At 49.1% G+C, this 22,891-nt stretch carries 24 protein-coding genes; 2 read left to right on the forward strand and 22 right to left on the reverse strand.

Annotated features, from left to right (window positions below):
* Positions 1-211: 211 nt before the first annotated feature.
* Positions 212-1,639 (reverse strand): cardiolipin synthase, encoded by a 1,428-nt coding sequence (gene cls, locus NNL21_RS08990; RefSeq protein ID WP_204817490.1) that lies wholly within the window; start codon positions 1,637-1,639, stop codon positions 212-214.
* Positions 1,640-1,914: 275 nt separating this feature from the next.
* On the opposite strand from cls, the gene NNL21_RS08995 reads away from it, so the two are divergent.
* Entirely contained in the window at positions 1,915-2,394 is a 480-nt protein-coding gene (locus NNL21_RS08995; RefSeq protein ID WP_204817489.1) for a bactofilin family protein, read from the forward strand.
* Positions 2,395-2,405: 11 nt separating this feature from the next.
* On the opposite strand, the gene NNL21_RS09000 is transcribed toward NNL21_RS08995, so the two are convergent.
* The 19 genes from NNL21_RS09000 to NNL21_RS09090 all read right to left on the reverse strand — a co-directional run bounded on the left by NNL21_RS09000 (position 2,406) and on the right by NNL21_RS09090 (position 19,895).
* Positions 2,406-2,816, reverse strand: coding sequence for a VanZ family protein (locus NNL21_RS09000; protein ID WP_204817487.1), 411 nt, complete (start codon positions 2,814-2,816; stop codon positions 2,406-2,408).
* 99 nt (positions 2,817-2,915) lie between these two features.
* The gene (locus tag NNL21_RS09005; RefSeq protein ID WP_204817485.1) at positions 2,916-3,716 is read right to left on the reverse strand and encodes an ABC transporter permease; all 801 of its coding nucleotides are present in this window, start codon (positions 3,714-3,716) and stop codon (positions 2,916-2,918) included.
* Positions 3,709-4,641 carry an ABC transporter ATP-binding protein gene (locus NNL21_RS09010; protein WP_204817483.1) on the reverse strand — a complete coding sequence of 311 codons (933 nt, stop codon included), beginning with the start codon at positions 4,639-4,641 and terminating at the stop codon, positions 3,709-3,711. Before NNL21_RS09010 ends, NNL21_RS09005 begins: the two co-directional genes overlap by 8 nt.
* 175 nt (positions 4,642-4,816) lie before the next feature.
* Positions 4,817-5,116 carry a hypothetical protein gene (locus tag NNL21_RS09015; protein ID WP_204817481.1) on the reverse strand — a complete coding sequence of 100 codons (300 nt, stop codon included), beginning with the start codon at positions 5,114-5,116 and terminating at the stop codon, positions 4,817-4,819.
* Between the two features lie 366 nt (positions 5,117-5,482).
* Complete coding sequence (locus NNL21_RS09020) at positions 5,483-5,938, reverse strand: PilZ domain-containing protein (protein ID WP_204817479.1); 456 nt, start codon at positions 5,936-5,938, stop codon at positions 5,483-5,485.
* Between the two features lie 164 nt (positions 5,939-6,102).
* The gene (locus NNL21_RS09025; protein ID WP_204817477.1) at positions 6,103-6,615 is read right to left on the reverse strand and encodes a hypothetical protein; all 513 of its coding nucleotides are present in this window, start codon (positions 6,613-6,615) and stop codon (positions 6,103-6,105) included.
* A gap of 53 nt (positions 6,616-6,668) precedes the next feature.
* Positions 6,669-7,631, reverse strand: coding sequence for an LCP family glycopolymer transferase (locus NNL21_RS09030; RefSeq protein ID WP_204817475.1), 963 nt, complete (start codon positions 7,629-7,631; stop codon positions 6,669-6,671).
* A 158-nt stretch (positions 7,632-7,789) separates the two neighbouring features.
* A complete protein-coding gene (gene rfbD / locus NNL21_RS09035; RefSeq protein WP_309145317.1) occupies positions 7,790-8,641 on the reverse strand; it encodes a dTDP-4-dehydrorhamnose reductase in 852 nt (283 codons plus the stop codon).
* Positions 8,642-8,656: 15 nt separating this feature from the next.
* The gene (gene rfbC / locus NNL21_RS09040; RefSeq protein WP_204817473.1) at positions 8,657-9,202 is read right to left on the reverse strand and encodes a dTDP-4-dehydrorhamnose 3,5-epimerase; all 546 of its coding nucleotides are present in this window, start codon (positions 9,200-9,202) and stop codon (positions 8,657-8,659) included.
* Between the two features lie 306 nt (positions 9,203-9,508).
* Entirely contained in the window at positions 9,509-9,646 is a 138-nt protein-coding gene (locus tag NNL21_RS09045) for a paeninodin family lasso peptide (RefSeq protein WP_204817471.1), read from the reverse strand.
* 34 nt (positions 9,647-9,680) lie between these two features.
* Positions 9,681-11,624, reverse strand: coding sequence for an asparagine synthase-related protein (locus NNL21_RS09050; protein WP_204817469.1), 1,944 nt, complete (start codon positions 11,622-11,624; stop codon positions 9,681-9,683).
* Between the two features lie 152 nt (positions 11,625-11,776).
* Positions 11,777-13,579: an ABC transporter ATP-binding protein gene (locus tag NNL21_RS09055; RefSeq protein WP_204817467.1), complete on the reverse strand. Its 1,803-nt coding sequence runs from the start codon at positions 13,577-13,579 to the stop codon at positions 11,777-11,779.
* Positions 13,580-13,871: 292 nt separating this feature from the next.
* Positions 13,872-14,321: a lasso peptide biosynthesis B2 protein gene (locus NNL21_RS09060; protein ID WP_204817465.1), complete on the reverse strand. Its 450-nt coding sequence runs from the start codon at positions 14,319-14,321 to the stop codon at positions 13,872-13,874.
* Between the two features lie 34 nt (positions 14,322-14,355).
* On the reverse strand, positions 14,356-15,303 hold the full coding sequence (locus NNL21_RS09065) for a phosphoenolpyruvate carboxykinase (ATP) (RefSeq protein ID WP_204817463.1): 948 nt from the start codon (positions 15,301-15,303) through the stop codon (positions 14,356-14,358).
* A 3-nt stretch (positions 15,304-15,306) separates the two neighbouring features.
* On the reverse strand, positions 15,307-16,539 hold the full coding sequence (locus NNL21_RS09070; protein WP_204817461.1) for a sulfotransferase family protein: 1,233 nt from the start codon (positions 16,537-16,539) through the stop codon (positions 15,307-15,309).
* 93 nt (positions 16,540-16,632) lie between these two features.
* The gene (locus NNL21_RS09075) at positions 16,633-17,175 is read right to left on the reverse strand and encodes a VanZ family protein (protein ID WP_204817460.1); all 543 of its coding nucleotides are present in this window, start codon (positions 17,173-17,175) and stop codon (positions 16,633-16,635) included.
* 161 nt (positions 17,176-17,336) lie between these two features.
* The gene (locus tag NNL21_RS09080; RefSeq protein WP_204817459.1) at positions 17,337-18,053 is read right to left on the reverse strand and encodes an SDR family oxidoreductase; all 717 of its coding nucleotides are present in this window, start codon (positions 18,051-18,053) and stop codon (positions 17,337-17,339) included.
* 77 nt (positions 18,054-18,130) lie between these two features.
* The gene (locus tag NNL21_RS09085) at positions 18,131-19,159 is read right to left on the reverse strand and encodes a zinc-dependent alcohol dehydrogenase (RefSeq protein WP_204817458.1); all 1,029 of its coding nucleotides are present in this window, start codon (positions 19,157-19,159) and stop codon (positions 18,131-18,133) included.
* Between the two features lie 28 nt (positions 19,160-19,187).
* Complete coding sequence (locus NNL21_RS09090) at positions 19,188-19,895, reverse strand: RraA family protein (protein WP_204817457.1); 708 nt, start codon at positions 19,893-19,895, stop codon at positions 19,188-19,190.
* A gap of 110 nt (positions 19,896-20,005) precedes the next feature.
* Here NNL21_RS09090 and NNL21_RS09095 point away from each other — a divergent pair, with 110 nt between their 5' ends.
* Positions 20,006-20,845, forward strand: coding sequence for a helix-turn-helix transcriptional regulator (locus NNL21_RS09095; protein WP_204817456.1), 840 nt, complete (start codon positions 20,006-20,008; stop codon positions 20,843-20,845).
* On the opposite strand, the gene NNL21_RS09100 is transcribed toward NNL21_RS09095, so the two are convergent.
* Positions 20,835-21,743 carry a hypothetical protein gene (locus NNL21_RS09100; protein WP_204817455.1) on the reverse strand — a complete coding sequence of 303 codons (909 nt, stop codon included), beginning with the start codon at positions 21,741-21,743 and terminating at the stop codon, positions 20,835-20,837. The two genes, NNL21_RS09095 and NNL21_RS09100, sit on opposite strands and share 11 nt — an antisense overlap.
* A 78-nt stretch (positions 21,744-21,821) precedes the next feature.
* Positions 21,822-22,877, reverse strand: a complete 1,056-nt coding sequence (locus tag NNL21_RS09105) for a glycoside hydrolase family 88 protein (RefSeq protein ID WP_204817454.1) — start codon at positions 22,875-22,877, stop codon at positions 21,822-21,824.
* Between the last annotated feature and the right edge of the window lie 14 nt (positions 22,878-22,891).

The following is a 22,891-nucleotide window of genomic DNA, read 5'->3' on the forward strand; positions in this document are numbered from 1 at the left end:
ACAGAAGCTTCTGGGCAAGCAAGATTACGATAGTCGCTCCTCCGCCAACCAGATAGAGCCCTGTCCTAGTATCACGCAGGATATAGGTCAGCGTGCATTTATCTTACTACAAAGGTATTTGATTTGTTAATTAATGGGTCCTCTGCTGGGAGCATCGTAAACAAGAAGCAAGAAAAGAGCGCCGCCATCATCGAGGCAGCGCTCTTACTTTTTACAGCAGCGGAGACAGCATCCGGGCTACGACCTCGCTCGCCTTCTGCCAGCGCGGCCGCTGTCTGAAGGTGGAAAGGTTCAATTCCTCGCATGCTTCCAGATCGTTCATGAAATCTTGCTCCAGCCGCCTGATGGCAGACTTGTCGAACAACAGCGCATTCAGCTCGAAGTTGCTAAAGAAGCTTCGCATATCCATGTTGGCCGTTCCGACGGAGGCAATCAATTTATCAATGATCAGCACCTTCGAATGAATGAAGCCTTTGCGGTATCGATAGATACGCACGCCTACACCAAGCAAATCCTCCACGTACGACAACGATGCATACAGCACCAGCTTCGAATCCGCCACATACGGGATAATAATCCGCACATCCACGCCGCTTAAAGCTGCGGTCCGCAGTCCCATATGTACGCTCGGATCCGGTATGAAATACGGCGTTGTAATGTAGATCCGGTTCTTGGCTACCGAAACGGCAGCAAATACACATTCCAGGATCGCATCGGCTACACTGTCGGGACCGCTGGCTACGATCTGTACCTGTTCGGTCCCCTGGCAGCCATGTTCGGGCAAATAAGCCGGATCCGATAGCCGCTCTTTGGCGGTAAACCACCAGTTTCTCAAGAAGACGTCCTGCAGGAAGTACACGGCATCCCCGACAATTTGGAGATGGGTATCCCGCCAGTAGCCCAGCTTTGGATTTCCCCCCAAATACTCATCTCCGATGTTTATGCCTCCCACAAAGCCGATCAGCCCGTCCACCACCACGATTTTACGATGGTCCCGATAATTCATCCGTTTCTCGAAGAACGCGAGGCGCGGGGTCAAGAAGCATTGCGTCTCAATGCCTGCCTCATGCAGCTCCTGCAGGTAACCACTGCTGAGCTCCATACTGCCGACGCCATCGTATATGACGCGAATCTCGATCCCTTCCTTCGCTTTACGAACGAGCGCATCCTTAAACCTTCTGCCAATCACATCATCCCGAATCGTATAATATTCAAGGTGAATATGATGCTTCGCTTCTTCAATCGCGTCAAGAATGGCTTCAAAGGTTTCACGGCCGTTGCTCAGCACCCGGGTTTCGTTGCAGCTCGTTATTGGCGAGGTCGACATGCCTGTCAACAGCCGGAACAGCCGCTCCTGATGGCTGAACTCCCCGCCCTTGATGTCCGTGGGACGGTGGACCATCCTGCAGCGCAGCAGTGCCTGCAGACGCATCTCTTTGGCAACGACGTTGCGTTTGCGGACGATTCTCCGGTGCTGATATTCTTTGGCCAGAAAATAATACATCACGAAGCCAATGATCGGGAGAATAAAGAGAATGAGCAACCATGCCACTGTTTTGGAAGGCTGGCGGAATTCGAGAATGAGAATAGTAGCGATTTGAAAAATAAAGATAATGAGCGCCAGTACCACCCAAATCATACGCGCCCCCCCATCAATTTGTTACTAGCTTTGACTCCAGCCCTCGACCCTATACGCCTTTTAATGGCATGTTTTAAAGCTTTGTAGAATAAATAGCTATAGTACCGCTTGAATAAGCATCACCGCAACCGATATCTGCAAATCGATTCCATTTGCAGAATCCGGCGACGAAGGATCTACTCTCCTTTAAAGCTAAAGACAGCTTCGCTAAACCAAACGCTCATAAGCAATGAAAGATGGGCCATTTTACGACTCGTTAAGGAGGATGAGAAGCGATGTTTAAAGAAACCAGACGGCAAGCGGCGACCGATACATTAATCGGGCCGGGAACGCAGGTGGAAGGACATCTGTTATGCGAATCAAGCATCCGTATCGAGGGCGAATACCGCGGAGATATCACATGCCAAGGAGATGTCATCGTCGGCGAATGCGGTGTTGCCCGGGCCAACATTACAAGCAAGGATGTTATTGTGGCGGGTAAAGTGTTCGGCGATATCGTCACTCAAGGCCGGCTCACCATAACCGCATCCGGACAGATCCACGGCAATGTTACCGCAAATAGTCTGCTTATTCAGGATGGCGGCCTGTTAAATGGCATCTGCCAGATGGAGCGGACTGCGGAATCCCGGTCACGGCAAGCAGCCGAAGCTGAACCGCACTCACAGGCCAAGGAGGCAACCAGTCGAGGGGCTAACCACAAGGAGAAGGATAAAGATAAGGATAAGGAAAAAGAAAAAGCGCGGCAAGCCGGGTAAACTAGCAGGATTCAAGACGCTTCCCGCCAACTATTCGCATAATAGCAAATGGCAACAGCTAATAGGATCCCAGCAGAATCGATAAATATATCAACGATCCGTCCATCCCGGTGAAAGAACAGCTGCAATAGCTCCGTTAAGGCTGCATAGCCCATCGATACGTAGATCCCATTCTTCCACTGCCCCCTATTCGTCACAATAAGCGACAGCACGAAGAAACCGAAGAAGTGCCCTATTTTCTGAATGACGTATGTCGGGTCTTGAAGATCCATATCGTTTATCATAAACAAACCGTTCCAGTCTGGATTGCGGTCCAATACGAAACGGATCGAAAGATGGTCGATGAGCTCCTGGAAATCCACGGTACATGTACATATAAACAGAATAATGCCCCAGCCTATTCCAAGTAAGTTTCGTCTCATCGCACACACTCCTGTCCCTCCTGCAAGATCATACCCATGCTGTACGTACAGCAAAAAGGTTCTTGCCCTCTGCAGGGTAAGAACCTTCTTCTTAGAAAGCTAAGCGGCTACATCGCGCTTGTTAAAGATAAGCCACGTTAACGCAATAAACACGACGTAATATACCGCAAGGACGCTGAGCGAGAATCCAAGTGTCATTCCCTCTCCCGTCATGCCGCTCGATTCACTGCCCCCCATATATTGCGTTAAATTCAAGTGAAGGAACAGGATATAATCCACCCAAGCGTAATCAAGCATTGAGAGCATTCCGGCAATCGTGCTGCCGCCGAGCAGCAGGAAGATGGAGAGGCCGATTGCCAAGCCGCTGCTGCGGAAGACCGTTGACAGCATGAATGCCATCGTCACGATGATGATCAGACCCAGGAACTGATAGAAGTAATATACCAGCATGTAACCAAGCGGATTCATATTGGAATTGAATGTTTCCTGAGCTACGATGCTGCCGCCATAGCCGAAGAGCAGCATATTGACAACGAATGTCAGCACGTAAAGAAGCGCTGCCTGGACAAGCGCAAACATCAGCAGCGAGATGTACTTGGAGAGCAGAATCTTGGAGCGGCTCCACGGCCGGATCAAGAGCAGCTTGATCGTTCCGGTCGAGAATTCGCCAGCTACGCTGTCAGCCGAGACGACAACCGTAAAGATCGTAACCAATTGAAACAGCACCATGGTTTCGATGCTCATCATCGACCAGTTATCCACATCTCCGTCGGAGACAATCTTGGCAATGATGGAAATCGCCAGGACGAGCAGGGTTATCATACCGAGCATGATCCATGTCCGCACACGGCGGTACAGCTTCATGTTTTCATTGCGGACGAGCAGTAAGAAATCAAACAATATTCTCGCCTCCCGTCATTTCGAGGAATTGATCTTCCAGCGATTTGTTCAGAATGCGAATACCGTATACTTTCAGTCCTGCATTCACAAGCTCTGTATTAATGGCCGCAATCGTGTCGCGGTCGACCATGAAGGTAACGCCGTTCTGGGCCGGAACCCCAGGATAGCTGCTAGCCATAAGCCGAAGCGCCTCGTCAGGCTTGTCTACTTCAAACAGCACGTTCGAGACCGCCGCTGCCGCCTCGCCCTCATGCCGAATGCTCCGTACGTCAATCAGCTTGCCGCTTTGAATGATTGCAACGCGGTCGCACATGAGCTCCATCTCAGACAAGAGATGGCTTGATACGAAGACGGTGATGCCATCTTCCTTGGCCAGCTTGCGTAAATAGTCCCGGAGCTCGCGTATGCCCGCCGGATCAAGGCCGTTCGTTGGCTCGTCCAAGATAAGCAGGGACGGCTTATGCATAATCGCCTGAGCAACGCCAAGTCTCTGACGCATCCCGAGTGAATAAGTCTTCACCTTATCGTTAATGCGGCTTGTAAGCCCTACGAGCTCTACGACCTCATCGATCCGCTGCGATGTTATCCCCGGCACCATGCGGGAGTAATGAAGCAGGTTCTGATAACCGGTCAAATATTTGTACATCTCTGGATTCTCGACAATGGCCCCGACATGCCGGATCGCCTTCTCGAATTCTGTTCGAATGCTATGGCCCCGGATGATGACGTCCCCGTTCGTTAAGGCCATCAGTCCGACCATCATGCGTATCGTCGTCGTCTTGCCTGAACCATTCGGCCCAAGGAAGCCGAATACTTCCGCTTCTGGAAGATCAAGTGTCAGCTGGTCAATAATCGTCCGCTTCCCGATCACTTTCGTGACGTTCTTCAACTGAACGATTGGACCGCTATAGGTTTGAAGCTCCATCGTAAACCTCCTGTTCGCCTCGGTAAGTGCCCCTTTTTTTCCATGGAGCATATCGACTTATCCATTATACTGAACCTAGTTTGCGATTGATAGTTCCTTTATGAAAAATTAATACCTGGCCCTAATCGGCATGTATGCCGTTAGAGTCAGGTATTTTTCTTGGATTGCAACCATTTTATAAGGATGCAGCCATAAGCGCGGCCGTCCCGAACGAAGCAGCTGGAGAGGAAGCGGGTTCATTGCAGCAGTTACCGGACTGCTTCAATCTCGACAGATGGACGACAGCACTCTGTTCCAGTCCACCCGCCTCATCCGATGGATGGAGTGCAGATTCAGCCGAAACAGTTTCGTTGCAAGTCAGGCAGCAGCCGAGCGGATGAACCATCCGATAAAAACCGGTTCGAAACACAACATGCGCATGCTCGTGATCCATTAATTTCCCACAGCCTACACAACAAAATTGTTCCTTCTGCATGATCGACCTCTCCTTTAGATCCTTTTTTTCTACTATATGTATCAAAATCATTAATTATGTTACATTACGTATCTAATTAATTTAAGATTATGACAAATATCGAGTATTGTCAATAGATTCAAGCAAAATACAGCTAATTTTGTCGTGTACACGCTAATTATAAGACGAAATTATCAGGACTTTAGTCGAAACACCTGTACCGGTCACGGTCATATCCATCTCGTTAGACATGCGAAACTCCTCCCCGGGCGGCAAGATGTTCCCTATTCTACGCCCGCGGAGGCAAGCTTATATATATATGAACAACCATCATTTGCTAATTAAGTTCGGCAGTCTCCGGACTTGTCCTCTGATCGTGTATCTTGCTCAGCTCATGGCATCCAGCTTCAAACCGACTTGTGTATGCGTATCCGATAGTTCACGGTACATCGCATGAATCCTGTCATAATTAGGACTCATCTTCTTCAGCTTCTCGTTAAGTGCTTGAACGATGGCTGCCTGAAGTCGGTGATCCGGAAGAAATGAACAGCCGTATACATATAAGTTCTCTTCCTGCCGCCTCCATACGACATGACCGATAATGCTGAACTCCCACTCGCCAAACGCAATGAGCACTCGAATCGAATAATCCCTGCTGACGGGAAACCGCAGATTCGCAGCAAACTGCAAGCCAGACGGGCTCATATTGTTCAATAGGATGGGAGTATCCTTGGAGTCCACATTACGATCGAATACACGAAATATAGAAACCTTCGCTTGAACCCCGTCTCGCAAACGTATCCGTACATGCTTGCGAGAGATCTGCTTCTGCTTATCGTTCAAGGCTAGTCCACTCCTTAATTAATATAGGCAACCAGCAATCATCTCGGATACAATTCGTATCTATATAGCCACAAAATAATAAACGAATCCTAGTAACATCGGTTTACCAACGAAAATGATTCGCATAACTTTAATTTATGATACATTTCGTAACATGTCAATGCTTAATGGGTTGCTTCTTCCATGGCTGCATCTTCTTCATATGACCACAGCATACTCCATTTCCCTGACTCCTCCACGGTATAACACGGCTGGACAATTTCGAAATTGCCATATGGGCTCCGAAAGAGCTGCTTGACGACGACACGATAGGCCTCCGTGAATTCAGCCGATTCCTTATCCATTCTCCAGCCCGCAATAAGCTCCGGCTCCCCGACCTCATAATCGAACGTCTTAACCTCAAAGTCCTGCAGCACAATATGAGCCCGCTTCTGAATGTACCCGGCCTTGTCAAAACGCTTCTGCATTAGCGGGTGGAACAGCTCCCACGCACTGCCGAAATCACCGGACTGTTCCGCCTTATAGAACTGTTCCACTACCTCTGCCGCTTCACTGCCGGCTGCCGGGCTGAACAGGCGTGCGCCGTTATGCCATGTTAACCAGAGCGCAGCGATAATTAAAGCTCCAATGATTATCCAGCCGGTTGGTAAACGTCTGATGCGTCTTCTTCTTATCACGCGAAAGCCCCCTGTCCATAAAGCTACTTCACTTTATGAGCCGGGGGCTTGTTTTATGTACGGTTGGCCGTCGTCAAATGATCTTTAATCATATTGTGAATGCGGGTACGCTCGGCATCACTGACAATGTAATACCAGATTCCGTTGATCATCTTTCCGCTTCCTTCAATCTCCACGGTATCGATCCTGCCAATGGCCGGGCGATAGTCCATTACGAACGTCTTCATTTCCTCGAATGTAATGTCGGTTTTTACGCTGTCTCCTACCTCACCCAGCAAATCGTGGATACGGGTCACATTCGAGATATTCATCGCACTCTTCATTACTTCTTGCAGGATAGCGCGCTGTCTGGCATTGCGGCCATGATCGCCCTTCGGATCCTCGTAGCGCATACGGGAGTATAGAAGCGCTTCGGAGCCGCTCAAGCTCAGCTTGCCTTGCTTGAATTCATGTCCTGAATAATAGAAAGCAAAGGGGTTGTCAACCTTGACCCCTCCGATCAAATCGATCAGACGGGCGAAGCCTTCCATATTCACCTTGATGTAATAATCGATCGGATAATCTAAGAAGTTTTCCACCGTCTGAAGGGACATTTCCACGCCGCCGAAAGCATACGCGTGGTTGATTTTGTCCACCGTGCCATGCCCAATGATTTCCGTTCTCGAATCGCGGGGAATGTTAAACATCAGGATCGATTTCTTAGCCGGATTGACGGTAAGCACAATCATTGTATCGGAACGCCCACGGTCATTCGGACGCTGGTCGACACCCAATACGAGGACATTGAAGGGTTCACGGTTATCAAGCACGACGGCCTGCTCCGGGTTTGTCTTTTTCTTCGACTTCACTTGAGGGTCGCGGCTAATATAAACCGGTTTAACAGGCGGTTCGTACATCTGCGCTGCCGTCTTCTCCACAGAGTGGTACATATACCAGACATAGCCGCCCGATAATACAAGAATCGCTGCAATTACGGCGCTGGACCAGATGAGAACTTTCTTTACAGGACGCTTCATTGTTCACGGCCTCTTTTCTTTGTGGAATCTCTCTGCATGATAAAATGATACATTTTGTGTCTATTATACTTTATTATAGATACATTTTGTATCATTATGGTGAAAAAAAAGCGCTTCATGGGCTCTCACGCTTCTTTCCATTTACGCGCCTTCACTACTCATCTATCCTTATATTCCTTCATAAAATCGGCCAATGCCGCTTTCCAATTCCGCATGGGTGGAAATCCGTTACGTTCCAGCGCTTTGTGCGCCAACACGGAGTATGACGGACGCTTGGCAGGACGCGGAAATTGATCTGTCGGCACCGGCTGAACATCTATTGTCAGCTCTCCAAGCTCAAAGATCGATTGGGCGAATTCATACCAGGAGCAGCTTCCGGAATTGGATATATGATAGGTTCCGTAGCTGTCCGTCCGAATCAGCGCCACGATACATTCCGCCAAATCAACCGTATAGGTTGGACACCCCACTTGGTCGTTCACAACGGAGATAGCATCACATTCCTGAGCCAGCTTCAGCATCGTTCTCACGAAATTATGGCCATGCTTGCCGTAAAGCCACGACGTTCGAACGTTAAAAAATCGCGAATGAAGCTGCTGCACAAGCTGTTCGCCCGCAAGCTTCGACTTTCCGTAGACATTCACCGGGGAGGTCGTCATAAACTCATCATATGGCTCAGAGCCGGCTCCGTCAAAGACATAGTCTGTGCTGACATAAACCAGCTTAGCGCCGATCCTCTCGGCGATAACGGCTATATTTCTCGCACCATAAGCATTGATTCGATAGGCTTCGTCCACCTCGGATTCAGCTAAATCCACCTTTGTATAGGCAGCCGTATGGATGATAGCATCAAACTGCGATGAACCCAGCTGTTGATGGACTCGATCGCTGTTCGAGACATCCAGCTGCTCGCGTCCGAAGGCCGTCACTTCGCAGCCTCTATCCCGGAGGCAATCGACCATATCCGTACCCAATTGCCCGCCTGCCCCCGTAACGGCGACCTTCATCATGATCCCTCCCTGCTGCTAGAAGTTATTTTCGGCATCCTGAAGAGATGGGTGAAGCTTATCTTTCTCCGACAAAACAAGATCGGAAGCCGGCCATACGATTCCAAGCTCGGGGTCCGACCAAAGTATGCCGCGGTCATGTGCCTTGGAATAATACTGATCCACTTTATAGAATACGTGCGTATTCGCCGTTAATGTGCAAAAGCCGTGTGCGAATCCTTTGGGCACGAGCAGTTTGCGATTATTGGACTCGCTTAGGATAACTCCGGTCCACCGGCCATAAGTAGCCGAGCCTTGTCGAATATCGACGACGACGTCGTATATAGCGCCTGTAATGGCCTGTACGAGCTTCGTCTGGGCCATGGGTTCAAGCTGATAATGGAGGCCGCGAAGCGTGCCCGCCACGGACGAGAAGGAATGATTCTCCTGAATGAAGCTGTTGTTGATTCCCGCTTCCTCGAACCGTGCTTGATTATAACTTTCCGTAAAGTAACCCCGATTGTCACCGAAGACATCTGTCTCCAACATGATGACGCCTTCCAACTCGGTTTTTATGATTTTCATAGAAGGGACCCCCTTGCAATCAGTCAGTTTCGGATCTTGTTATGTATATGCGTCCTGTTCCTGATTGTTGAAGAGCAGCCATATAATATCCGGTACAGCTTGAATCGTAATTGGGATTACGGAAGAGGGCAATCCAAAAATATTCGGTAAAAATGGCGGGGGAGGACTGGGGATAATCGGAGGTAGGGTTTGGAGTTGGAGCATGAATTCCTTGATTGCCGGGTATGGAAATAGATCGAGACCCCTATACAGGTAATCCTTGTATAGGGGTCTCGATCTTGTGATACACGCATGACGTATGGATGATTAGGAAATAGGAGGCGTGTCTGTAACGTCCAGATCACTCACAGTTACCGAATCAACGTACTTCGTCCCTTTACCTTCCATCGTCTTGCTGACTTCAAGGATTTGCAGCTCCGGTTGTTTCCACTCTTGTTTAGACATACTATCACCTCCTTTCAATGCAATTCCACTAGAATCATGCAGGCTGGATCGTTCTCATAAACCGATAGACGATGACACATCGCATCAGAAATCTCGTTTCCGGATCAAACGCATTCTCGGGACGGGGCATCCCCCCAAGCTGAGTCATGGTCGTCCGGATTTGATCGATATTCAATATTTCATTCATGATGGGATCCTGACAAAGCTGCTCAAGCTCTTGATGAAATGCAGGCCACATGGGCAGAAGCCGATGAATCCAATCCGCTCCCTGAATGCCGCGCACACGCTGGTTCAGCCTAACGTTATCCGGCAGGTAGCCTTTCGTCGATTGTCTAATAAGCGCTCGATCCATCCCCTGCCCGACATACTGCTCAACCGGCACGGACAAGCAGAACCCGACGACCCTCGGATCGCAGGTCGGATCCCGTTCCCATATGGAATATTTCAAGGACAGCTTCGTACTCTTGGTTCCTCTCATATTGGCAATGATCAGGCTCTGCAGGTGATTGCTTCTGGCCTCCAGGAAGTCTTTTCTCAAAAAACCGCTAATTCGGCTGTCCTGCTCCTGCAGCTTGTTGAATACATCCGTTTTCTTAGCAAAATCCGGATGAATCATGCGCGGTATGTCCGCCTCATCGTTAATCAACGACTTCTCCGGAGCGGACGAGAATGCTTGTCTCCCAATCACCTTCAGCAGAAAGGATGGGCTTACTCCCCGTTGTTTGCTGAAGAGCATGAGCTCACGATACAACCGAAACCATTTCATTTTTTTCATGAGCGATCCGTAATAGTGAGAGGCCGGCCCCCATGATATCGTTTGATTGCCCCTTGCACCGGTTAACAGGATCTTCACGTCCTGCTGTTTGGCCACATCAAAAATCCCTCTGATCCAGAACGTATTCTCAAAATACTTATAGGGCATTTCCAGCAGCTCCAGCCAATCATCGACTTCGGATAACGGGCTCGTTCCAGGGAAATCCAACAGATTCCCCTTGATGTTACCAGCATATTGGATGGTATCCTGGATGTAGGGCGTCTCATCTGCAACGCGTCCTCTTGCCGTCCAGTCCTCGAAATCATGAACGGGCACATAGCTGTAGGTATGTAATGGTTTGCCTTCTTCCCTGAGCCGGCTTGCTGCGAAGCTCGCGATTGTCCCTGAATCGAGCCCTCCGCTTAGCGTCGCCCCCACTTGCTTATGTGTTCGGAGCCTCGAATCCACGGCTTGCTGCACAACATCCCGGAAGGCCTCCTCATATTCCGAACGAGATTTCAATTTCAGCTGCGCTCTAGGTGCCAAGGAACCATATTGAATAAGTGAGAAGTGTCCGTCTTTGATCGTAAAGCTGTGCGCAGGAGGAATCTGCTTGATATGTTTATAGACGGTGGAGTTCGTATTGGCGGATTCTACCATAACCGGTATGGTCAGGAATTCCGCCAGCCACAGCTCGTTGATCTCTCTCTTGACATCATGTATATGAAACAGAGGATCGATCGCCGTACAGAAAGCAAACTGCCGCCGATTATAGTGATAATAAAGCGTCCGGTTCCCATATAAATCCCGCGCTCCGAATAATAGGCGCCTATTCTCATCCCAGATGACAAAGGTGTAATCACCGATTAAGTATTGAGGGGAGGCTTCTCCCCACTTCTGATACGCCAGCAGAATAAGCTCGCTATCGGACATAAGCTTTCTCTCGGAGTACGCCACCTGAAGCCGATCGAATAGCTCGTTTCGATTATCGATAATCGCATCTGCCGTAATAGCCAGCTTGAGATCATAATTATAATAGGGCAGCTGCTCATTCACCGATTCAGGCGTGATCCACTGGGCATGACAGCCCAAGAATACAGATCCGCTGTTCCACGTTTGGATATCATCGGCCGGATACTTTTGCAGGGCTTGCATGACTTGGTCCCGAAGCTCAACTGATATGGGCGCTTGGTCAAAATGAATGATGCCGGTTATCGCGCTCATGTCTTCCTCCTATTAGGCCACACGGAAATAACTAGATTAAGCATCTTAATGTTATTGTTCAGATACAGTTAGTAATAATTATAACATTAATGATACTATTTGTATCATTAATCCGAAATTTTTTTGAAGTATATACTATTACTTCTATTAGCCTATCCGTTCGCACCAGCCTGATAAGCCAACAACTTGTTGAACGTTCCCCGCGTTTCTTTCAATAACTGCTGATAGCCCCCGCTTTGAATAATTTCCCCTCGCTCCATGACAATGACTTGATCGGCATTGCGAATCGTTGATAGACGGTGGGCGATGACTATGACCGTCATACTCCCCTTCAATCGCTCCAGCGTTCTCTGTATCTTCGCTTCATTCTCCGTATCCAATGCGCTGGTCGCTTCATCTAATACGAGAATCGACGGCTTGCGCAAAATCGCCCTTGCCAATACGATCCGCTGCCGTTCACCGCCGGAGAGCCGAATTCCCCGATCCCCGATTATCGTGTCTAGCCCTTGTGGAAGGGTGCGCACAAACTCAGCAGAGGCCGATTGCTCCAATGCCTCCCAGAGCTGCTCCTCGCTAGCATGGGGTTCCACCATCATCATGTTTTCCCTAATGCTAGTGTTGAATAGAAACGGATCCTGCGAAACATAACTGATCGAATGTCTTAAGGCTAGTATCTTTTCTCTCGTCAGCGGTCTGCCATCGATAAGGACTTCCCCTTGCTCGGGCAGGATCAGTCCCATCAGCATATCAATCAAGGTGCTCTTGCCGGCACCGGATTTGCCAACGATCGCCGTCATCCCGTTAGCCGGTATGCGAAGATCAATGCCTTGAAGCGCATAAGCAGACTGATCGGAGCTGTAACGGAAATGCACATTACGGCATTCAATTCCTTCAACAACACGAATCGCCGCTTCTTTACTGCCATCTGCAGGAAGCTCCTGCTCCCTTGCTTCTTCACATTCCCTCTGCATGGTCAATAAACTGTTAAAAGCGGGAATTGTTGTCGTGATTTGCTCCAAGCTGTTCTGTATCCCTGTGAATCTGGGCCATAACCGCGCAAAGATGATAATGATGAGCATCAACTGCTCCGGCCGTACAACAAATACATTCAACGATAAGAAAACGAATAATACGATCAGAACAGCCGCAGTCGTACTGTAAAAAAACTGAGTCGTTGACTGGAGTTTGGTCAATTGGATGATATTCAATTCCATACGTGAGCATAACGAACGGAACCAGGACATATGAGACTGCTCCAACCGATTGCTCTTAATATCCTTGATACCGCTAAATTGCTCGGTAATCCCTGCAAAGTATTTTTGAGAAAGATCTGTTGTACGATCCCCCAATGTCTTCGCATTCTTAATGAATCTGCGCGAGAATATCGCGAGCAATGCGCCGCTTATAATGACAAGCAGAGTCAGCTTAGCGGAGATCCAGAAAGCAAAGCTGAGCTGAACGATGGTAAATACAAGCGATGTCGCTAAACGCAAGAACAGATGCGTACCTTGACTGACGCGCGCCAGTTCGGACGTAAGAATATGATTAAAGTCGGACTTTCTCTTGGTCAGATAGAACTGCCAATTAGCCTGCAATAAGGCCTGATACGTATCGAGCCTCAAATATCGGATGAAGCCCTGCTGCATCTTGATGTTCATAATGGCTTGATTGCGCTGCAGAAATGCTTGCCCTACGATAAGGAAGATATAACCAGCAAGCACAATCGGCACATTATACTGGTCTGGGATTTGGTTAAGCTTGCTTATAAGACCGGATATGTAGGGGATTGCTGCATCGCTAACTTGGAACACGCCGATGAGGCTCAGCATCGGAATTAATAAGTAAATTCCGATTCCCTCTAGAAAGCTGATGGCAATCATGCCCGCTAGAGTTATATAGAGCTTTGCACCTGCAAAGGTGTGAAGCTTCTTTAAGTAGAAGATAATTTGCGTCATTATTGTTCTCCCCCTACGAATTTACCTGATGCTTCATACGCCGCCAGAACCAAAGGAAAGGCCGTAGTGGAAAATACAAAAAATATAGTGATTTTGGCAATGGCAATAACGCAGCATCCAGCGAGCTTGGATATAGCCGGCCGGTAAAATACCTCCACCTTTGATGATTAGACATAATGGAAAATAGATACCCTTTGTAATGTGTATTTACGTCCTTGCTTGAACTTCCTTATCAATCCCCATCAGCCGAATCAATAGCATTGGAAACGTGCTCATTACTTGATTGAACTCGTTATCCATGGCTTGTGCTCCCTTGAACCCCTTTGGAAGGAATGATCTTGCCGAATGTAGCGACTACCGTAAACATATTTTTCTCATCGGCGCCGGTAAGATAGATATGGGCGCTTCTTAGCCAGGCATGCGCGATCATTTTGCCCGAAGCATCTCTAGTCACGCCCATATACAGGGTAGAATCGATCCCGCGTCTCTCTAGCATCTTCATAGCGGCAATCGCCGTCACAAGGCACTTGCTTTCCCACCAGGTGCGACGGCTTGCCATGTGAATGGCTCGAGAGATTTCAAGTAAGACGGTCTGATTGATACGATCACGATTATAGGAGCTTTCCTCCATCTTGATCCCTAATGACGGCGCTACCCTTGAGAAGGGTAAGGCTTTCAATACTCTCGCCCAAGCTAAGTAGATGAAAGCCTCCAGCACCAACTTCTTCATATGCGGTTTCATGGCAAGGAATATCCTTATTCTCGTTCGCAAGGTTCTAATTCCTTTCCTTAGAGAGTACGGGCTGTGATACCATATCCAACATTCGATTCACAATATCACGTGCAGTAAATCCTGCCCTTGGTCTTACAATCCGGTTAATCTCAACCTGGCGTGCAACGGCGGCAGACGAAGTGAAATGCCATTGCTCCAGATTCATAAGAGGAATAAGCAGATTTCGATACGTATGATATCTTAGCAGCGGAAATCGCTCCAACCCATGGATAGGTTCGATTTGCACCTCTGCCTCTGCTCCTGCCATGTCGGCCGTAACCAGTTCGAACACACCGCCAAGTGGAATGGAGTCCGAACAATAGGAGTCTGCAACAGGAATAGCAAATTTATTGACCTCTTCATAGAGAGGATGATATCGATCCAGCTCCATACCAAGATGCTCTAAGCTTTCCTGCCACAGCTTCTGCTGAGGATAAGAGGGAACGATAAGAGGAGCACCCTCAGGCGAAATGGCTACAGGAATGACATCGTCGCTCAGCAGCGTATAGCCTCTGCTCACAAATGCAGCGGCGAACGTCGATTTTCCCGCTCCGGAATTCCCTACAATCGCGTAAGCCCGACCCTCAATCACAACCGCACTGCCATGAAGAGGCAGCACTCTTCTCTGGAATAATAACGCTCCCATGCAAGTACCAAGAAGATACAGCCTTATCTTGTCTGTATCGGCATCTTCAGCTGGAGAGACGCTAATTCGCCGCCCTTCCTCAATGGAAAAGACCGCAACTCCTGGTATATCGAGGAAAATCCGTTGATTCTTCACGGCATAATAGGTTTGATGGTAGACAGCATCCACTAAAGCAGCGGATAGGTCCTCGACGACAATTTCAATATCGGCCTTTCCTTGATCATCAGATGCCCGCACTAATTCCGGTAGTGCGATATCACTTGCAATATGTAATCCGAATGCCCTATATATCGTTGTTGCCCCCATCCATTATTTATTCAAATATGCAGATGCCCATTGAGAGAGATGATTTCCGAAAGGAATAATCGATTTCACACGTTCTATTTTCCTTTTCGTATGATCCAGCTTAGACCGCAGCTGCTTCTGCTCGTTATGACTCTTCTCCAGGCGCTTCTCCAGAGCCCGCAGCGTAATTTGCAATTGCAGCACCTGTGGATGGACAGCTTCATGATCTGTCGATATTGCTGGCAGGTCAAGCTTGTCATCCGTCAGGCCGCCAGCGGTGGACAATTGATAATTCTCGGTCCACTGGCAGCCAGAAGCCTCCGCTAATTGCCTGGTTCGCAATTGAAGCAGCTCTTCGTCAGGATTAGCATCAAATCGGACTCCTGTCCAGCGCTCCGCTTCTTCCAATTGTTTGCTGTAACCCAGATCATGGAACAGCTTGGAGCCCAGTACCCGGCAGTACATCTCGACCTCTTGCTTGTCGAGCACCTCTCTCCAAATATTCAAAGAGTCCAGATGCGGTTCCTTGTGCTGCCCCACAAAGGGATCACCGACACCCATGCTGAAATATAAATCAGTCTTGGGGGTATCCATGAAGTCGCCGTACTTCTCAAGTCCATCTTCATATGTAATCCCTAAGAAGTTACACAGCTTGTGCAGTTCTTCTTGAGGGTTCATGACCATCTTCTCATAATACAATCGATGCGAATGAGGGTTTTCCTTGGCAAAATAATTGCTATAACGAAGCAGTCCGATCGTAATGTCGGCCATCTTAATATTAAACTTGGGATTCAACAAATCTTCCTTTAATTGAAATCGATCTCCCACATGTTTATTCACTTTCTTGTACGAAGCAATGACGGCAAGCGGATTTCGAATTAACCATATTCGCTTAGACTGCGGGAACAGCGCATCTAGAAATTCCAAGATATAATAATAGCGTGGAGACTTATCAATGAGCATCTCCGCCCCCGCACTGCTCTGCAAAAGTTCGTTATAAGCCTGAAGAGCGAATGCCCTGCATGCACGGTTGTATGTATCATTCGGTAACACACCGTTGAAAAATTGCTTAACGATTTCTTTACCGCCATACGGTCTTTGCGGTGCCAGATGTAAGTCGTATAAACTCATCAGAAACCACATTTCCTGCGTAGCGAATATTTTACTATGATTTTGCAGCATAACCGTTGCCAGCGAACTTCCGCTTCGAGGAGTGCTGAGCAGGAATATGAGATTATTGCCTTTCGAATCAATCAACGTGAACCCCCCTAAGCCAGCCAACATTATAATAGTTACGATATGTAGCAATTATAGCATATAAAATCCGTTTTGTATCTTTTTCCAACAACTTTATAATGAATTTCTTGAATGGTTCCAAGTGAATTGAATCGCGACCACCATTAAACAAACTACGACTCCTAAGCATGCTCCGGTTATATCGATGTAAACGTCATATAGCGAGGATGTCCGCTGCGAAGTTTGGGACTGGTTCCATTCATCCGCAATCGCAACAGCCGCCGCTATTACGATCGGCAGCAGAGAACTTACCCATAATCGCCTACTAAACTTATTGATCATCACAAAGGCAATAACCGCCAAGCTTGCATACATGAACAAATGAGCGCTTTTTCTAAATATAAATTCAATGAACCGGTAAGGATCATGCTGAGAGGAATACACATTCTGAAGATAGATAAACTTGACATCGGGAAGCACGCTTCGGATCCAATTCACATCTAATTGTTGCTCCAGATAGGGAATGATGCTTTGTTCCTCGTAGGATTGTGAGGATAACAGAAAAATCAACACTCCCCATACCAAAAACAATAGAATAAACCAATATCCTTTATGTACTCGTTTCGGTTTTGGCTTGACCATGTGAACCTGATTCACCTCGTTATAATCCTCCGATATTCCGTAATTAGTGATACGTTTAGTATCCATTATAATTCAATTCGATACATTTCGCATCTTTATAGTTAAAAAAGCCCTTTCCGCGATTCCGGAAAAGGCGTTTGCAGATATCGCGAGCTCAGGTTCGAGCCGTTAAGCGGCTATACGCCAAACGATTCGAAGCTGATTTCATGCACGACGATTTGCGGCGGCATTTTAAGCACGGATAATATCACCCCGGCAACATCGGAAGCCTGCATGAATTTATCTCTGGCAACCGGACGTGTACCCCAAAACTCCGTATCCGTTGCCCCCGGGTTCAATACCGTGACGCGGATGTTTTTGTCTACCGCCTGTAACGCGAGCCCTTGCGTGAACATATTGACAGCCGCTTTGGCCGTGCAATATAACGGCGCATTTCCATTTGCTCTTTTGGCCGCCATGGAGCCTGTATTCACGATGAATCCTCCGCGATCGGAATCCACGTGCCTCATGAAATGTTTCGCGCAAAGAAATGTGCCCTTCAAATTGACATCGATGGACTGTTCGTACTGTTCGATCGTCATGTCGGCAATGCCCGAAGGAATGCTGAGACCGGCCAAACTCAGCAGTATATCCAGCCTTCCGAGGTTCTGCGCGGCCTGTAAAAAAAAGTGGCGGACCTCTTCTTCGTCCGTAACGTCCAATCCAGAATAAACCGCTTCGCAGCCGTCCTCCCTCTTCAATTCCTCAGCAAGCGCCTCCAGAACGGATACTCTTCGCGAGCCCAATACGAGCTTCGCGCCTTCCGGCGCGAGCGCCTTGGCGATTGCCCGCCCGATTCCGCCGGTAGCTCCCGTAATGACAACCACTTTATCCTGTAATGGCCTTGCATTCATCTCAAGCGCCTCCTTCTGCTCCGCTTCAAGCTTCGCCGCCTCCTTGCAAGCGTAACGCCCGCTTCGGCGGCATAAGCTCATAATGCGATCAATATTTTCCCCAAGTTATTTCCTTCCCGCATCGATTGAATCGCTGATTCTAATTGATCCAACGTGAGGATATCGCTGATTAGTTTTTCCAAATCGTATTTATTCTCCAGCGTCATCTTTTCAAGAAGCTTTACCGTTTTCTGAAAATGCCCGAAGGTGTACACGCGGCTACCGACCATCGTAAGCTCCTTAAAAATCGCCTGCAGCACGTTGAACTGCGGGATTTTGCCCAGAAATCCGACAAAAACGACGGTCCCTCTGATTCTGCAGGCTTCCGTGGAGAAGAGCAGCCCCGCCTGGGAACCGGATACTTCGATAACGACGTCGAATCCTTCTCCGTCCGTGAATGCATGAACCCGCGAGGCAGCATCTTCATTCGTCGGATCGATGGTCTCGAATCCGAATGCTTTGACTTGATCGATCCGAACCGGGTTGATTTCCGAGAAGACGACCCGTGAGGCCCCGCCCTCCCGAGCGACTAATCCGACGATATGCCCAATCGGACCCCCGCCGATAACCAGCACCCGGTCCCCGTTCTTCACGCCAGCTCTCTGATTAACATGAAAACCGACCGCAAACGGTTCGGTCAAAGCCGCAATCCGGTCGGACAACCGGGCATCCACTTTTATGACTTTATCGACCGAAGCTTTCAGATATTCAGCGAAACCGCCATTAGCGTGAATACCCAGCAGCTTCAACGTCCGGCACACGTGCCAGTTTCCTTCCCGGCAAGCTTCGCACGAATCGCAGCTGATCAAGGGCTCCGCGACGACGCGGTCTCCCGGCTTCAGATCAACGGAACGGTTGGTGCGAATTCGTTCGACGGTACCGATAAACTCATGGCCGAGAATGATCGGGGATTTTGCCGTCGGGTGGTGACCGCCATAAATATGCAAATCTGTTCCGCAAATGCCGGTATAGCTCACTTTAATGAGGCATTCATTCTCTTCTAGCTCTGGGATCGGCACATCCCGGATCTCTATTGTTTCCCATTCGGTCAATACGGCCGCTTTCATTCGAAACGACTCCTTTCGCCTTGCGGGATTAGAAATAACCGCCTTTTTGGACCACTTCCGTCGGGGTCAGGCCATCCAGAATCATCTGCTTGATCTCTTTCTCGTTTTCTTTAATGTATTCGGCTTTGAGCAGCACATCATACGCCATCTCGCGCGGAACGACAATAACGCCATCGATATCGGCAAATATAAGGTCCCCCGGATAAATGAAGACGTTGCCAATCATGACGGGTATTTGCCAATCGATCATTCGAAACCGGCCCAGCATCCCGTTCGATGTCCGGTATTTGCAAAATACAGGAAACCCAAGTTCGAGAACTTTGTTCGTATCCCGTACCCCTCCGTCCACGACCGCCCCTCTGCAGCCCCGCCGCTGGGAAGCCATTGTCATCACTTCCCCCCATTGGGCTGACTCGTCATCGCCGCTTGTGTCCCAAATCACGACGGCACCTTCTTCGATCGCTTCAAGCATTTTGGCCCGCTGTTCCATCTCGCTTTCCAAGGTCAAATTCTTGGATCCCTTGACCGTAAAAGCGATTCCACAAAGCTTCATATCATCTTGCAGCGGGGCAATGCCGCTTGGCAGCGTCTGATGAAGAAGTCCCTTCTCCCTCAAAACGTCGTTTACAGCCGCTGTAAACACTTCCATATAACGGTCGCACAATTCCTTGTCCGGAATCGGCAGCGGTTTCAATTTTTTTCGGCTTCGCGCCGCTTTCAATTCGTCAAGATTCATTTATAGCTCCCTCCATTCATGCTATAATTCGCGGTAAGACCGTTCTGCGTTTTATGGGTGCCCTAGGTGAAGGTTAGACCTCCGTTTCCTTGCATAATGATAATAGAAGCATGATGAAAATCAGAGTTGGAGCGATGCCGATGTTCATGATTCAGAGCCAGGACGATTATGATTTTCATATCGCATCCATTGAGCACATGACCGAACGGAAACCGGACCCGCAGTGGAAAGTGGAACGGATCGTGAACCAGCACAATTACATTATCGCCTACTGCTCGAAAGGCGAAGCCGTCTACACGTTCTCGGAGCGCGAAATTCGTGTTCGTACCGGCGACCTGCTATTCTTTCCCAAGGGACTCGTACGTTCCGCATCCTCGGATCCGGAAAATCCGTGGTCCTTTTACAGCGTTTCGTTCGATATTCAATTTCTGAACGACCGGACCCGGGAACGGTTTGATCGTTTCGACCTGCTCATCCGCAGTCCTCACCTATTCAGGCTGCCTTCGTTGTTCGCCGAGCTGAGTCTCGTATGGACTGGCAAACGAAGCGGATTCATGATTAAATGCAAAAGCATCATGATGGATATCCTGTACCTGATCATGAAGGAACAGGACCGCTCGGCTCACGGGACCGCGCACTATTATGATATCGAAAAAACGGCCAACCTCATTCTAGCCGATTACAAAGAGGACTTTACGATCGATGCATTGGCCCGGCTATCCGGCTTAAGCGCTTCCCACTTTCGCCTTTTGTTCAAAAAAATTACCGGCTTGACGGCTGTGCAATACCAGAATCATATTCGTATCAATAAAGCCAAGGATCTCTTGCTTAGCGGGGAGTGCAATGTCACGGAAGCGGCGTTGTCGGTCGGCTTCCAAGACATTTATTATTTCAGCCGTCTGTTTAAAAAGCTGACCGGCTCCCCCCCTTCGCATTACTTTAAAGGGTAGAACACACATCCTCATGAACAAGGTAAGCCCTGCCCTCACTATGATTGCGGAAGATAACTGCATCCCTCTCTGCGAGCTCCAGTGAATAGCCGCCCGATTTGGCAGGCGGCTCCACATGGAAATGCCGGTCCGTTATCGGGATGATATGCCAATCCCGGATTTCGTCCGTACCGTCCATCGAAGCCGCATATACGATGACATGATCGGTCCGGTATTGGCTGCTCGCGTATCGGATGCGCGAAGCGGGTACTTCTAGCGGCGGACGGTCTTCGGCGGAAAAGGACCGATAGGGATGGCCAAGATCATTCCGAGGCCCGATCTGAATGCTGAGCTTGCTGCCGTTATCCGTACCGCCCGAAAGGGCGCACACCTGAAAAAACTTCATGCCGGCGGCATTTCTTCGCAATACAAGCTTGGTCTCCGCTGCGACTTTGGTCGTAAGCCGATGATCTCCGTTGTTCAATTCGAAGTCGCTATGCACCTTTAACGGACTATCTGCCAGAACCCGGTCCATGATAAACATTGTATGCGGCATGGCCATCACCCAGGTCCGTTCGGCTTTCAACAGAGGCTTGCCGTAAAGTCCAACCATAGCCGCCCGAATGATATGAACGTTCTCCTCAGGTTGTCTGAACATACGGATTATACCGGCGGGCAAGCGCTTGCCGTCGCTGCTGAGGCTGGTCGCCTCGCTTTGGTTACTCGGAATCTCTTCCCCCGAAGACGTCTCGAAACGCCACCCCGCACCGGTAAAGAAGAGCTCCCCGTCATGCTTCAATTCAAAGCTGCCCGGATGGGTCTCATCGGCTGCGTTCGCAACAGACTCTGTGCCTCCATGAACGATTAGCTCCGTGTCCCGAAGCGTTTCCCGACTCGATGCCGTTATGAACGGTTCCACGTCCATCCCTCCAGATTTTGCGATACTACTCAAGCGGATTAACACAAGCATCCCTCCACTTCGAAAGGTGGAGAACAGTCAGAAATCACGATTCAAATCGTAAATACCGTTCCGATAAGCCTCCACCATCGAGAACATGAGCGGTCCAAAGCTATGATGCTCGTCCCGGTATGGCAGCATCAGCGTTACATAGGCCTTGATGGTGCCCCTCTCCTCCCCTTCGCCGGGACACAAGCATCCCGGGCAGCTGCGCTCCGTCGAGAAGTCAGGGTTGATGCTCAGCCGGTTCAAGCCTTCAATTCCGCGTTGAAAGGCGGGAGAGTACGTTTCCCGGTCAAGCAGACCCGTTCTCATGCCGATGCCAATGCCGTACAGGATCAAGCCGGTCCCCGACGTTTCCTCGTATGAATACTCGAAGGGGATTTCTTGTCTCCAGAAGCCGCGTTTCGATTGATAGGGAAGAAGCGCTTCCGACAATTGCCGGAAATATTTCTCCGCGGTCGGCCGATGCGCCGAGTTTGTCGGAAGATGCTGCACCAGCTCGGCTAGCGGCAGGTACCCCCAACCGTTTCCCCTGCTCCAATGATCCTCCGAGTATTTGCCGGGTCCCGCCCAGTTCTTGCTCTGATGCAGCAAGCCGTTGTCGGCATCCAAAAACTCCTCGTACATGAGGAAGGTTTGTTTGGCCGCTTCATCGATATATCGGGGCTCGTCGAGAGCGAGTCCGGCGAATAATAGATAAGGGGTTACCGCCATCGCGACGTCGATCCATATCATTTCCTTGTCCGGTTCATGCCGATATGACATAATTCCGTTACGGTCCCTTGGAGCCGTCATCATTTCTTCCGCGTACTGCCTGACCTGATTTTCCGCTTCCGGCATATAGCCTCTCATTAGCGCATAAGCCTTAGGAATGCCTCCAATCCGATAGCTCGGGAAGTTATACCTCGGGTGCTCGATCCGGTCGGGAAACCTGGAGAGAATGGATTTGCATTTTTCAAGTAAAACCGGATCCTGCTTTTCTTCGGCCGTAAGCAACAATGCGTAGATGGCCAATAAGCCGTAATAATGTTTCACCTCCTGAATATGCTCGTAATGCTCGAACAGCTTCTGCGATACATACAACGGATTCACGTCCTCGTTTCCCC

Source organism: Paenibacillus mendelii, assembly GCF_024498075.1.
Taxonomy (GTDB): Bacteria; Bacillota; Bacilli; order Paenibacillales; family Paenibacillaceae; genus Paenibacillus_Z; species Paenibacillus_Z mendelii.